The following is a 13,073-nucleotide window of genomic DNA, read 5'->3' on the forward strand; positions in this document are numbered from 1 at the left end:
TGATAAAAATTAACGCTGAATCTATCAGCTAAAATCAGCGGGTAACGTGGTGGCGGTAGCATTCCCGCCACAAAAGCCGCGTCACCCGGAAAACAAAATTATTCGTCTGCTTTGACAGTAGTCTGGATAGCCAGCTCACTCAGCTGTTGCTGGTTGGCAAAACTAGGTGCATCCGTCATCAGACAAGCCGCGGCTGTGGTTTTCGGGAATGCAATCACGTCACGAATGTTATCGGTGCCAGTCAGCAGCATGGTCAGACGATCCAGACCGAAGGCCAGACCCGCATGCGGTGGTGTACCGAACTTGAGCGCATCCAGCAGGAAGCCGAATTTCTCTTTCTGATCAGCTTCACTGATGCCGATAGTGCGGAATACCGCCTGCTGCATATCACCACGGTGAATACGCACTGAACCACCACCGACTTCGTAGCCGTTAATGACCATGTCATAGGCATTGGCGTAAGCTGCCAGAGGATCGGCTTCCAGTTGTGCCGGCGTGAAATCTTTCGGTGCAGTGAACGGATGGTGCATCGCGGTCACGCCACCTTCGCCATCCTCTTCAAACATCGGAAAGTCAACGACCCACAGCGGTTTCCAGCAGTTTTCCACCAGATCCAGATCGCGGGCCAGTTTCAGACGCAACGCACCAATGGCATCACACACTACTTTCTTAGAGTCTGCGCCGAAGAAGATGATATCGCCATCCTGAGCACCGGTACGCGCCAGAATTTCACGCACGATGTCATCGGTCAGGAATTTAGCCACCGGAGACTGCACACCTTCCAGACCATTCGCGGCCTGATTGACTTTCATCCACGCCAGACCTTTCGCGCCATAGATAGCCACGAACTGGGTGTATTCGTCGATCTGTTTACGGGAAAGCTGAGCGCCACTCGGTACACGCAGTGCAGCAACACGACCTTTCGGATCGTTCGCCGGGCCGGCAAAGACCGCAAAAGCCACTTCTTTCAGTAGATCAGCCACATCCACCATTTCCATCGGGTTACGCAGATCCGGTTTATCAGAACCATAGCGGCGCATTGCTTCATCGAAGGTCATGATCGGGAACTGACCCAGATCGACACCGATGGTGTTCTGCCACAAACCACGGATCAGATTTTCCATCAGCTCACGCACCTGTTCAGCATTCAGGAACGAGGTTTCCACGTCGATCTGAGTGAATTCAGGTTGACGATCCGCACGCAGATCTTCATCACGGAAACATTTCACGATCTGATAATAACGGTCGAAACCAGACATCATCAGCAGCTGTTTGAACAGCTGTGGTGACTGTGGCAGCGCGTAGAATTTGCCTTTATGCACACGGCTTGGCACCAGATAATCGCGTGCGCCTTCTGGCGTTGCTTTGGTCAGCATCGGCGTTTCGATATCGAGGAAACCATGCTCGTCCATATAGCGGCGCACAAAGCTGGTAATCCGCGCACGGGTTTTCAGAGAGGCTGCCATTTCCGGACGGCGCAGATCCAGATAGCGGTATTTCAGACGCTGTTCTTCGGTGTTGGTCTGATTGAAATCCAGTGGCAGTGGCTCGGCGCGGTTGATGATTTCCAGGCCATGAGCAAACACTTCGATTTCACCGGTCGCCATGTCTTTGTTGATCTGACTTTCTGGACGCGCACGCACCACACCGGTCACACGAATACAGAATTCATTACGCAGCTCTGAAGCCAGTGCGAACGCTTCCGGTTTATCCGGATCAAAGAACACCTGAACAATGCCTTCACGATCGCGCATGTCGATAAAAATCAGGCCGCCCAGATCACGACGGCGATGCACCCAACCACACAGGGTTACGGTCTGTTCGACATTGCTGCTTGTCACCTGACCACAGTAAATGCTACGCATGATTAATTCCTTTACTGAATTTATAACTCCGGTTTCTCTGCCGGAGATGTCATTTAATTATTCGCCAGCGGCTGGACACCCTTTGCATCCGCCCTGCGCTGAGTCACAACTTGCCAGATTCTTTTTGGTACCGGTTTTAAAATCGGTTTCATACCAGCCGCCGCCTTTTAAGCGAAAGCCGGGTGCAGAGAGCAATTTTTTCAATGCCGCCTGAGAGCAGGCCGGACAATCCACCAGCGGCGCATCAGACATTTTCTGCAGTTTCGCAAGCTGATGGCCACAATGCGTACATTCATACTGATACATCGGCATAGTGTTCACCCACGATTGTTCCACAAAAGACCGCGTATTATAGAGGAAACTCTGCGCGCTGATAACTAGCACAAGCAGGGATTACGTTATCCGTTTGCCAGGAAAGATGTGAATTTCGGTCAGCTTAAAGCCGCAAATATAGTCAGTACCTGACTAACCAAGTAGAATACTGCGTCTTTGTTAATAGTGAGTCAGCTAAGCAATCCATGAGCAAGAAACTGCATATCAAAACCTGGGGCTGCCAGATGAACGAGTACGACTCGGCCAAGATGGTAGATTTGTTGACCAGTTCACTGGGTTATGAAACCACTGAGCTTCCGGAAGAAGCTGACCTGCTGGTACTGAATACCTGTTCTATCCGCGAAAAAGCGCAGGAAAAACTGTTCCATCAGTTAGGCCGCTGGAAAGAACTGAAAAAGAAAAATCCGGAACTGGTGATCGCGGTTGGCGGTTGTGTGGCTTCACAGGAAGGTAAAGCCATCCGGTCCCGTGCACCGAATGTCGACGTGGTCTTCGGGCCGCAAACACTGCACCGCCTGCCAAATATGATCAAACAGGTCAAAGCCGGTCAGGGTGCGCAGGTCGATGTCTCCTTCCCGGAAATCGAGAAATTCGACAACCTGCCGGAACCGCGGGCCGAAGGTCCGACCGCCTATGTTTCCATCATGGAAGGCTGTTCCAAATATTGTACTTACTGCGTGGTCCCTTATACCCGCGGTGAGGAAGTCAGCCGTCCGCTGGACGACGTGCTATATGAAATTGCACAACTGGCGGAACAGGGCGTGCGCGAAGTCAACCTGCTCGGTCAGAACGTGAATGCTTATCGCGGCGAAACCCATGATGGTGAGATTTGCTCCTTTGCACAGTTACTGCGTCTGGTTGCAGCGATCGACGGTATCGATCGTATTCGCTATACCACCAGCCACCCGATCGAATTTACCGATGACATCATCGAAGTCTATAAAGACACACCTGAACTGGTGAACTTCCTGCATCTGCCGGTACAGTCTGGTTCAGACAAGATCCTGTCGATGATGAAACGTCCGCATACTGCGCTGGAATACAAATCGAAGATCCGTAAGCTGAAAGCAGTACGTCCGGATATCCTGATCAGTTCTGACTTCATCGTGGGCTTCCCGGGTGAAACCGATGACGATTTCGCCAGAACCATGAAGCTGATTGAAGAGATCCAGTTTGATACCAGCTACAGCTTTGTGTTCAGCGCGCGTCCGGGTACACCAGCTGCCGACATGCCGGATGATACACCGATGGATGTAAAGAAAGAGCGTCTGGCTCATCTGCAGCAGGTCATCAACCATCAGGCGATGCAGTACAGCCGCCAGATGCATGGCACCGTCCAGCGTATTCTGGTGGAGGGTCCTTCCCGTCAGGACATCATGGAACTGCGGGGCCGCACTGAAAACAACCGCGTGGTGAACTTCCCCGGTGATGCCCGTCTGATTGGACAATTTGTCGATGTGGAAATCACAGAGGCACTGCCACACTCATTACGTGGTAAAATTATTCGTACCGAAGCAGAAATGGATCTGCGTCAGAACGTCAGCCCCGCTGAAATTCTGAGCCGTCGTCCGGATGGCGTCGCAGATGAGTTGGGTGTTGCCCAGTTCCGACCTTAATTGCTGATTCCGGCCGTCGAATGACGGCCTGTTTTATGAAGAGGAATACCTTGAGCCGACATATCGCCACTCTCGACATCCATCTTGAACCCGCTGACAGCCAGCGACTGGCCAGCCTGTGCGGTCCTTTCGACGACAACATTAAGCAGATTGAACGCCGTATGGGCGTGGAAATCATCTATCGCAATAACCATTTTCAAGTTGTAGGCAACGGTAACGTCGCACAAGTCGTGGTTGATTTGCTGAAACAGCTTTATGTGGAAACCCAGCCTGTACGCGGGCAAAAAATTGTCGATCTGACACCCGATCAGGTACATCTGGCTATTCAACAATGTCATATGCTGGAACAGAGTGACGATGATGAAAATCCGAATGCCATTCCTTATGGCAAAGAGGTGAACATCAAAACCAAGCGCGGCATGGTGAAACCGCGTTCACCGAATCAGGCGCAGTACATCAATAATATTGTGGTGAATGATATTACTTTCGGGATTGGTCCGGCCGGTACCGGTAAAACCTATCTGGCCGTTGCTGCCGCTGTGGATGCACTGGAACGTCAGGAAATCCGCCGTATTCTGCTCACCCGCCCTGCGGTCGAAGCCGGTGAAAAGCTGGGCTTCCTGCCTGGTGATCTGAGCCAGAAAGTCGATCCTTACCTGCGCCCGCTTTACGATGCCCTGTTTGAAATGCTGGGCTTCGAACGCGTGGAAAAACTGATCGAACGCAATGTTATCGAGATTGCCCCGCTCGCCTACATGCGTGGCCGTACACTGAATGACGCCTTTATCATTCTGGACGAAGGCCAGAACACCACGGTCGAACAGATGAAGATGTTCCTGACCCGTATCGGTTTTAATTCCAAAGCCGTGATCACCGGTGATATCACCCAGATCGACCTGCCGCGTAATGTGAAATCAGGTTTGCGACACTCAATTGAAGTGCTGAACGGCGTGGATGGATTGTCTTTCAATTTTTTCCAGGCGACCGACGTTGTTCGTCATCCGGTTGTCGCACGCATCGTGCAGGCTTACGAAAAATTTGAACAACAAAAAGCGGCCGCTGAAAGTAAATCAGCTAACCGCGAGGAACCATCATCATGAGCGTGACACTGGATTTACAGATAGCCTGTGCCGATACCACCGGATTGCCTTCTGCAGTTCAATTCCAGCAATGGCTGGACACCGCAGTCTTACCCTTTCAGCAGGAAGCGGAAGTGACTATCCGTTTGGTCGATGAAGCGGAAAGCAATGAACTGAACCTGACTTATCGCGGAAAAGATAAACCCACCAATGTGCTGTCCTTTCCGTTTGAGTGTCCACCCGGCGTTGAAGATTTTCCATTATTGGGCGATTTGATCATCTGCCGGCAGGTAGTGGAAAAAGAGGCTCAGGAACAACAAAAGACGCTGGAATCCCACTGGGCGCACATGGTGATTCATGGCAGCTTGCATTTACTCGGCTATGACCATATAGAAGACGAAGAAGCCGAGGAAATGGAAACGCTGGAAAAAGAGTTCATGCAGGATCTCGGTTTCCCGGACCCTTATAAAGATGATGAAATTTAAGGATTAATGACATCATGAGTGATGAGCACTCTCATACTAGTCACGGTTCATCCAGAAGAAAATGGCTGGAGCGTTTAAGCCATCTGTTCCAGGGTGAACCGAAAGATCGTAATGATCTGGTTGAAGTCATTCAGGACGCTGAAGAGCGCGACGTTATCGATGAAGATACAAAAGAAATGATCGAAGGCGTGCTGGAAGTGTCTGAACTCAGAGTACGGGATATCATGATTCCCCGTACCCAGATGATCACGATCCGTCGTGACCAACCGGTATCCGCTTTTCTGCCACTGATCATTCGTTCTGCCCATTCCCGTTTTCCGGTCATCAGTGATGACAAGGATCATGTGGACGGCATCCTGCTGGCGAAAGATTTGCTGCCTTACGGTTTCGGACTGACCAGTGAGCCCTTCGATTTTGAAAAAGTATTGCGGCCAGCCGTTGTGGTACCGGAAAGCAAACGCGTTGATCGTTTGCTGAAGGAGTTCCAGCAGCAACGCTATCACATGGCGATTGTGGTCGATGAATTTGGCAGCGTGTCCGGTCTGGTGACCATTGAAGACATTCTGGAACTGATCGTCGGTGAAATCGAAGATGAATACGATGAACACAACCAGGAACAACTAACCATCCGGGCTTTGGATGAGCGACGTTTCACACTGAACGCACTGACGCCAATTGAGGAGTTCAATGAGTTCTTCTCCTGTCAGTTCAGTGATGATGAAGTGGACACCATCGGCGGCTTAGTCATGCACGGGTTTGGTCATCTGCCAAAACGCGGTGAAAGTATTGACCTGTCAGGATTCGAATTCAAAATCCTGCAGGTGGATCGCCGTCGTTTAATCCAATTACAAGTCACGATCCCCGAACAGCGAACTGATAATGAACTGGAATAATTCTGACGGTTTCCGCCGTCCTGCTTCACAACGCGCTCTCTGGGGCGCGTTGTTGTCTGGTTTACTCTGCGGTGCGGCATTTGCACCTTATAAAATCTGGCCTCTGGCTTTTGTCGCCATGCTCGGCTTATTGGCGTCCCTGCATCAGCAAACGGCCGGACGTGCCTTCCGCTTAACCTGGCTGTTTGCCATGGCAATGAATCTGCCCAGCTTATGGTGGATCCACGTCAGCATGACCCAGTTCGGGGGAATCTCACTGCCGGCAGCATTTGTGCTGGTCGCCATACTCTGCGCATACCTGTCGCTATATCCTGCACTGGCTGCCGCCTTACTTAACCGCTTTTTCCCTAAAACCGGCGCGACCCGGCTGTTACTGGCATTTCCTGCCTTATGGCTGATCAGTGACTGGGCAATGGGACATGTCTTGACCGGGTTTCCCTGGATGTGGCTGGGCTACAGTCAGGTTGACACCTGGTTGACCGGCTTTGCACCGTTATTCGGCGTACAAAGTATCACGCTGGCAGTGGTGTGGTGCTCTGCCGCTTGTCTGCTTTACTGGCAGCAACGTCAGATTTTATGGTTATTACTGCCGCCACTCCTGTTTGTGACCGGTTATGGACTGCAGCAAAAAGTCTGGACTACACCGGGTGACCCCGTAAATTTTGCTCTGGCACAAGGCAATATTCCGCAATCATCCAAGTGGGATCCCAACTTCATTAAGCCTACCCTGGTCCGCTATCTGGATTTAACCCGGGAAAGCCAGGGTGCCGATATTATCATCTGGCCGGAATCCGCTGTACCGGCGCTGGAAAATGATATGCGGGAATTCATGACCAACATGGACGATGCCCTGCGCAGCCAGAAAACCGGCTTTATTACCGGTATCCAGTACTACGATCAGTCATCAGATCGCTACTATAACGGCGTGATCGGCTCGGGACTGATTGATAAAGAAGGGAAAAGAACTTATCAGTACGGACAGGGAAACCGCTGGTACAAGCATCACCTGCTGCCAATCGGCGAGTTTGTACCGTTTGGCGATCTGCTGCGCCCTATCGCGCCGTTTTTCGATCTGCCGATGTCCTCTTTTTCCCGCGGCGATGCCGTACAGGAAAACCTGCTGTCAGCCGGTTACAAATTTGCCACGTCGATTTGCTACGAAATGGAATATTCCGACGAACTTCGCCGTAATATTCACCAAGATACGCAGTTTATCGTCAACGTATCCAATGACAGCTGGTTTGGTACCTCTGGCGGTCCCTGGCAGCATATGGAAATTGCTCGTATGCGGGCAATTGAATTTGGCAAGGCGGTTGTCCGGGCAACAAACAGTGGTGTGACGGTGGTCTTCGACCATCAGGGAAAGACGCTGGGCATACTGCCGCAATTTGAACAGAAAGTATTGCGCGTAGATGCGGCGCCTACGACGGGCGTGACCCCCTACACCCGCTGGGGTTCTCAGCCATTGATCGTCTTCTGCGTTGCCGCGTTAATGCTCGGATTATGGCGGCAAAGCCAGAAACGGGATTACTATTGGTAATTTGGTTAAAGCTGACACCGCCAGTTCATGAAAGATCACATAGTTATCAATGATGATTTATTTCGCGAGTAACTGGCGGTAAAGCGACTCTTTCAGACGCAGACGTTGAGTCGCCAGATTGGGCAACTGCTCCAGCGCATTGGTGCCGCACAGCGTCGTGATCTGAGCATCAATCGCATAAAAAGAAGCCAATTGGGTTGCGAATTCAGGATCATCATGGCTCAGACGTTCAAAGCGTGCAGCCATATCAGGGAACTCATCCGCCAGAGAATAAGACATCATGAGACCTCCTAATCTAAAAGTCCCATGACTATAGATGATTCTGCTTAATATTTAGTCAGAAAGATCACATTCCTGTATATGGGCTAATGCTTCCAGCACAACCTTCGTATCGGCTCCCCTGCGGGTAGCATTCTCACTCAGATGACGCCGCCATGCCCGTGCTCCGGGAACTCCCTGGAAGAGTCCCAGCATATGGCGTGTAATATGCGACAGATATCCACCCGACTGCAGATGCGCGTCAATGTAAGGCAGCATCTGCATGACCACATCATGGCGGGAAAGAACCGGATGGTGATCCGCAAATAACAAGGCATCGACCTGAGCCAATATATAAGGATTCTGATAGGCTTCCCGCCCCACCATGACCCCATCAACATGCTGCAGATGTTGCTGTATTTGCGCCAGATCCGTGATGCCACCATTAATGGCGATCGTCAGATGCGGATAATCCCGTTTCAGCTGATATACCCGTTCATAATCCAGTGGCGGAATATCCCGGTTTTCTTTCGGACTCAAACCGCTCAGCCAGGCCTTACGGGCATGAACAACGAATGTATCACAACCCGATTGCTGAACCGTCTCAATGAAATTGCACAGAAATTCATAAGAATCCAGCTCATCAATACCGATACGGGTTTTGACTGTCACCGGAATCGTTACTTCAGCACGCATCGCGGCCACACAGTCAGCAACCAGCTGCGCAGAAGCCATCAGGCAGGCACCAAACCGGCCATTTTGGACCCGGTCAGAAGGACAACCGACATTCAGGTTTATTTCATCATAACCACGTTCTTCGGCAATCCGGGCACATTTCGCCAGATCTGCCGGATCAGAGCCGCCAAGTTGTAATGCAATCGGATGTTCTTCTGTGCTGAATTGCAGATAATCGCCTTTACCGAACAGTATCGCTCCGGTCGTCACCATCTCGGTATAAAGCAGAGTATTCTTTGTCAGCAAGCGATGGAAATAGCGGCAATGCCGGTCAGTCCAATCCAGCATCGGAGCAATTGAAAACCGGTTAAGTGGATAACCTGCGACCGTATTGGTGGATGAAACCGGACTAGACATGTCTGCATAACCTGTAAGAGCTGAAAGGGCAAATATGGTACGTGAGAATTACGGTATTGCAATCATGGCGTGATGGTGCAGATGAAGAACTAATGTTGCTATCCGCCATCTGGCAGAAATAATCGGCGTATAAACTTCCACTTGGCACCCGGTATGTTAAAGTTTAACTATATAACCAGGGACATAATGAAAACACGGACAGAACAGGAACCAGCATATGTTGAATAAACTACTCCTCTGGGCATTTATAGGATTCGTAGCCGTACTGGCCTGCTCCGAAATCAATCTGGAAACATCGATCTATAAAGAAGAGAAAAACAGCCTGGAAATCATTTTCCCACAATGGCAGACAGAACAACCGTGGCTCTATTTCTACTGGACACCGGGTACGGTGAAATGGAGTCAGGATAAAGAAGAAGAAACCCAGGAAGAGCCAACCCTGAGTCTTCTTCAATAGGTAAAATGAATTATTTATATTCCATGATAACGCGGGGTGTCAGTTTAGTGATCAGTTCATAAGGGATGGTGCCTATCGCTTCGGCAACCGTCTCTACCGGTAAACCATCACCCCACAATGTCACATCATCCCCCACCCGGTCTGTCGCATCCGGGCCTAAATCAACGGTCAGCATATCCATTGAGACACGGCCAACCAGTGGCACAATGCGACCATTGACTAAAACCGGAACCCCACTTGGCGCCATTCGGGGGTAGCCATCACCATAACCGATCGCCACGACACCGACTTTCGTGTCCTGCTGTGCCACCCACTTGGCGCCATAACCAACCGGTTCACCCTGCTTCACCAGACGCACCGCGATCAGGCTGGTTTTCAGTGTCATCACCGGTTTCAAGCCATGATCAACACCCGTTTTACCTTCAAAGGGAGATGCGCCATACAGCATGATCCCAGGGCGGATCCAATCTGCGTGCGCATCATGCCATTCCATGATGCCGGCCGAACTCGCCAGAGAACACTCTCCGGCATAGGTTTGCGTCAGCAGATTAAATAACTCGATTTGCTTCGTTGTGGTCATATCATTCAGCTCATCGGCGCGGCTGAAATGCGTGATAAAGTTGAACGGTTGCACGACATTCCGGCAGTTAGCCAGTCGTTCACAAAACGCTTCCGCTTCTTCAGGGCGAACTCCCAGGCGATGCATTCCGGTGTCCAGTTTTAACCAGACCGTGACCGGATTGGGCAGTTGTATTTGTTCTAGCGCATCCAGTTGCTCAACAGAATGCACAGCAGTCTGAATATTGTTGGCTGCCAGCACAGGCAAATCATCCGGGCTGAAAAAACCTTCCAGCATGATGATTGGCTTCACAATGCCACTGGAACGAAGGATCAACGCCTCTTCCAGACGGGCCACCGCATACGCGTCTGCCGAAGCCAGGGTCTTTGCGACCTGCACCAGACCATGGCCATAAGCATTCGCTTTAACAACTGCTACCACTTTTGTATTTGCCGGGATCTGTGATCGGACTACCGCAAGATTGTGTTGTAATGCCTGAGTATCAATCTGCGCCGTTGCACCCTTCATGAAAAATCCTTAGTAATCGTCGTTGAACGCGGGGCCGGCATAATTATCGAACCGGGAATACTGCCCCTGAAACGTCAGACGCACCTTACCGATCGGGCCATTACGCTGTTTCCCGATGATGATTTCGGCAATGCCCTTATCAGCACTGTCATCGTGATACACTTCGTCGCGGTAAATGAACATAATCAAGTCCGCATCCTGTTCGATAGAACCGGATTCACGCAAATCCGAGTTAACCGGGCGTTTGTCCGCGCGTTGTTCCAGACTACGGTTCAGCTGGGATAGCGCAATAACCGGGATCTGTAATTCTTTTGCCAATGCCTTTAGTGAGCGGGATATCTCTGCAATTTCCAGTGTACGGTTTTCACTCAGTGACGGCACCCGCATCAACTGCAGATAGTCCACCATGATCATGCTGAGCCCGCCATGTTCACGCGCAATACGCCGGGCCCGGGAACGCAGCTCGGTCGGCGTCAACGCAGACGCATCATCAATATAGAGCTGCCCTTTTTCCAGCAACAACCCCATGGTAGAAGAGAGACGGCCCCAATCATCATCATCCAGCTGTCCGGTACGCACCCGATTTTGTTCAATACGTCCCAGCGATGCCAGCATCCTCATAATGATCTGCTCTGAAGGCATTTCGAGCGAGAAAATAAGCACCGGTTTATCGCGGGTTAAAGCGGCATGCTCACACAAATTCATCGCAAACGTGGTTTTTCCCATTGAGGGACGAGCAGCAACAATAATCAAATCGGAAGACTGGAAACCGGCGGTCATTTTGTCCAGATCGGTATAACCGCTGGAAACGCCGGTAACACCGTTATGCGGTTTGTGGAACAACTCCTCGATTTTATCGACGGTTTTCTCCAGTAGAACCTTCAGTGGCTGCGGCCCTTCTGTGCTGCTGGTGCGCTGTTCGGCAATTTTGAATACTTTGGTTTCAGCCAGATCGAGCAAATCCGCCGCATCGCGTCCCTGTGGATCGAACCCGGCTTCCGCGATTTCATTCGCAACCGAAATCATTTCACGGACAACAGCCCGCTCGCGCACTATTTCGGCGTAGGCACTGATATTGGCTGCACTGGGAGTAATGCGCGCAATCTCGACCAGATAGGCAAAACCACCCACCGCATCCAGCTGTTCGCGCTGTTCCAGTTCTTCCTGCAACGTGATCAGATCAATCGGGCTGCCTTTCTCTACCAGACGGGCCATGGATTGGAAAATAAGGCGATGTGGACGGCTATAAAAATCCCGCTCGACAACACGTTCACTGACCCGGTCCCAGGCTTGGTTGTCTAACAGCAAACCGCCCAGCACCGATTGCTCCGCTTCAAATGAATGTGGCGGCAGCTTGAGTTGTTCTACATTCTGATCTTTTTTACTGGATGATGTGGCGGGCATGACTCGATACCAAACAGAATAACAGCTACATTATCGGACTTTTTAACCGACAGGGGAACAGGAAGTAAAGATATTGCAGATAAAACAAGAAATGGTGCATCCGAGAGGATTCGAACCTCTGACCACTCGGTTCGTAGCCGAGTACTCTATCCAGCTGAGCTACGGATGCAAGAGTAAGGGTATAACATGTGAAGCAAAATGGTGCATCCGAGAGGATTCGAACCTCTGACCACTCGGTTCGTAGCCGAGTACTCTATCCAGCTGAGCTACGGATGCAAGAGTAAGGGTGTAACATGTGAAGCAAGATGGTGCATCCGAGAGGATTCGAACCTCTGACCACTCGGTTCGTAGCCGAGTACTCTATCCAGCTGAGCTACGGATGCATGAGTAAACTATAACACTAAAATAAAATGGTGCATCCGAGAGGATTCGAACCTCTGACCACTCGGTTCGTAGCCGAGTACTCTATCCAGCTGAGCTACGGATGCACAAGCGCAATGGCGGTGAGGGAGGGATTCGAACCCTCGATGCGGCTTTTGACCGCATGCTCCCTTAGCAGGGGAGTGCCTTCAGCCTCTCGGCCACCTCACCGTTGCGGGGGCAGATATTACTGTGCACGGAAAATAAGTCAAACAATTTTTCCGTGTGTTGTGCTCGTCCGTACAGGGAGTGAGCAAATTTACCCTTTCTACATCAGTTAACTACAACAAAGGCGGTTATTAGCCGCCCCTATTGAGTTTCTCTTCCGGTATAGCTCAATAAGACTGCGGCTCGTTTTCGTTATCTTTTTCAGACTGAATACGCATATAGATTTCTTCGCGATGCACAGAAACATCTTTCGGCGCATTCACACCAATCCGGACCTGATTACCTTTAACACCCAATACGGTTACAGTGACTTCATCACCGATCATCAGTGTTTCACCTACACGACGAGTCAGAATCAGCATTAATTAGCTCCTTT

13 protein-coding genes and 5 tRNA genes are annotated in these 13,073 nt (G+C 50.8%); 6 read left to right on the forward strand and 12 right to left on the reverse strand.

Annotated elements, in window-relative coordinates:
- Positions 1–98: 98 nt before the first annotated feature.
- A complete protein-coding gene (aspS, locus tag HNR75_RS05915) occupies positions 99–1,865 on the reverse strand; it encodes an aspartate--tRNA ligase (protein WP_188026072.1) in 1,767 nt (588 codons plus the stop codon).
- Between the two features lie 57 nt (positions 1,866–1,922).
- Positions 1,923–2,177: an FmdB family zinc ribbon protein gene (locus HNR75_RS05920; protein WP_188026073.1), complete on the reverse strand. Its 255-nt coding sequence runs from the start codon at positions 2,175–2,177 to the stop codon at positions 1,923–1,925.
- A 206-nt stretch (positions 2,178–2,383) separates the two neighbouring features.
- On the opposite strand from HNR75_RS05920, the gene miaB reads away from it, so the two are divergent.
- Genes miaB through lnt form a run of 5 tightly spaced genes read left to right on the forward strand, consistent with a single transcriptional unit; the run spans position 2,384 to position 7,811 of the window.
- Positions 2,384–3,814, forward strand: coding sequence for a tRNA (N6-isopentenyl adenosine(37)-C2)-methylthiotransferase MiaB (gene miaB, locus HNR75_RS05925; protein ID WP_188026074.1), 1,431 nt, complete (start codon positions 2,384–2,386; stop codon positions 3,812–3,814).
- A gap of 50 nt (positions 3,815–3,864) precedes the next feature.
- Entirely contained in the window at positions 3,865–4,914 is a 1,050-nt protein-coding gene (locus HNR75_RS05930; RefSeq protein ID WP_188026075.1) for a PhoH family protein, read from the forward strand.
- Positions 4,911–5,378, forward strand: coding sequence for an rRNA maturation RNase YbeY (gene ybeY / locus HNR75_RS05935; RefSeq protein ID WP_223157788.1), 468 nt, complete (start codon positions 4,911–4,913; stop codon positions 5,376–5,378). The genes HNR75_RS05930 and ybeY overlap by 4 nt, the downstream gene beginning before the upstream one ends.
- Positions 5,379–5,392: 14 nt before the next feature.
- Positions 5,393–6,271, forward strand: a complete 879-nt coding sequence (gene corC / locus HNR75_RS05940; RefSeq protein WP_188026076.1) for a CNNM family magnesium/cobalt transport protein CorC — start codon at positions 5,393–5,395, stop codon at positions 6,269–6,271.
- Positions 6,258–7,811, forward strand: coding sequence for an apolipoprotein N-acyltransferase (gene lnt / locus HNR75_RS05945; RefSeq protein ID WP_188026077.1), 1,554 nt, complete (start codon positions 6,258–6,260; stop codon positions 7,809–7,811). The genes corC and lnt overlap by 14 nt, the downstream gene beginning before the upstream one ends.
- Before the next feature lie 57 nt (positions 7,812–7,868).
- Here the strand turns inward: lnt and HNR75_RS05950 are convergent, their stop codons facing one another.
- Complete coding sequence (locus HNR75_RS05950; protein ID WP_188026078.1) at positions 7,869–8,093, reverse strand: HP1242/YdcH family protein; 225 nt, start codon at positions 8,091–8,093, stop codon at positions 7,869–7,871.
- Positions 8,094–8,144: 51 nt separating this feature from the next.
- On the reverse strand, positions 8,145–9,161 hold the full coding sequence (dusA, locus tag HNR75_RS05955; RefSeq protein ID WP_188026079.1) for a tRNA dihydrouridine(20/20a) synthase DusA: 1,017 nt from the start codon (positions 9,159–9,161) through the stop codon (positions 8,145–8,147).
- Positions 9,162–9,378: 217 nt separating this feature from the next.
- On the opposite strand from dusA, the gene HNR75_RS05960 reads away from it, so the two are divergent.
- Positions 9,379–9,618 (forward strand): hypothetical protein, encoded by a 240-nt coding sequence (locus tag HNR75_RS05960; protein WP_188026080.1) that lies wholly within the window; start codon positions 9,379–9,381, stop codon positions 9,616–9,618.
- Positions 9,619–9,628: 10 nt separating this feature from the next.
- Here HNR75_RS05960 and alr read toward each other — a convergent pair whose 3' ends face one another.
- From alr to csrA, 8 genes are all read right to left on the reverse strand, one after another.
- Entirely contained in the window at positions 9,629–10,705 is a 1,077-nt protein-coding gene (gene alr, locus HNR75_RS05965; RefSeq protein ID WP_188026081.1) for an alanine racemase, read from the reverse strand.
- A 9-nt stretch (positions 10,706–10,714) separates the two neighbouring features.
- Entirely contained in the window at positions 10,715–12,109 is a 1,395-nt protein-coding gene (gene dnaB / locus HNR75_RS05970; protein WP_188026082.1) for a replicative DNA helicase, read from the reverse strand.
- Between the two features lie 92 nt (positions 12,110–12,201).
- Positions 12,202–12,278, reverse strand: a tRNA-Arg gene (locus HNR75_RS05975).
- A gap of 30 nt (positions 12,279–12,308) precedes the next feature.
- Positions 12,309–12,385 (reverse strand) — tRNA-Arg (locus HNR75_RS05980).
- 30 nt (positions 12,386–12,415) lie between these two features.
- Positions 12,416–12,492, reverse strand: a tRNA-Arg gene (locus HNR75_RS05985).
- A 28-nt stretch (positions 12,493–12,520) separates the two neighbouring features.
- A tRNA-Arg gene (locus HNR75_RS05990) sits at positions 12,521–12,597 on the reverse strand.
- Positions 12,598–12,607: 10 nt separating this feature from the next.
- Positions 12,608–12,700: transfer RNA gene (locus tag HNR75_RS05995), tRNA-Ser, on the reverse strand.
- A gap of 164 nt (positions 12,701–12,864) precedes the next feature.
- Positions 12,865–13,059 (reverse strand): carbon storage regulator CsrA, encoded by a 195-nt coding sequence (csrA, locus tag HNR75_RS06000; protein ID WP_188026083.1) that lies wholly within the window; start codon positions 13,057–13,059, stop codon positions 12,865–12,867.
- Positions 13,060–13,073 lie beyond the last annotated feature (14 nt).

The sequence above is a fragment of the Tolumonas osonensis genome, from assembly GCF_014202415.1.
GTDB lineage: Bacteria > Pseudomonadota > Gammaproteobacteria > Enterobacterales > Aeromonadaceae > Tolumonas > Tolumonas osonensis.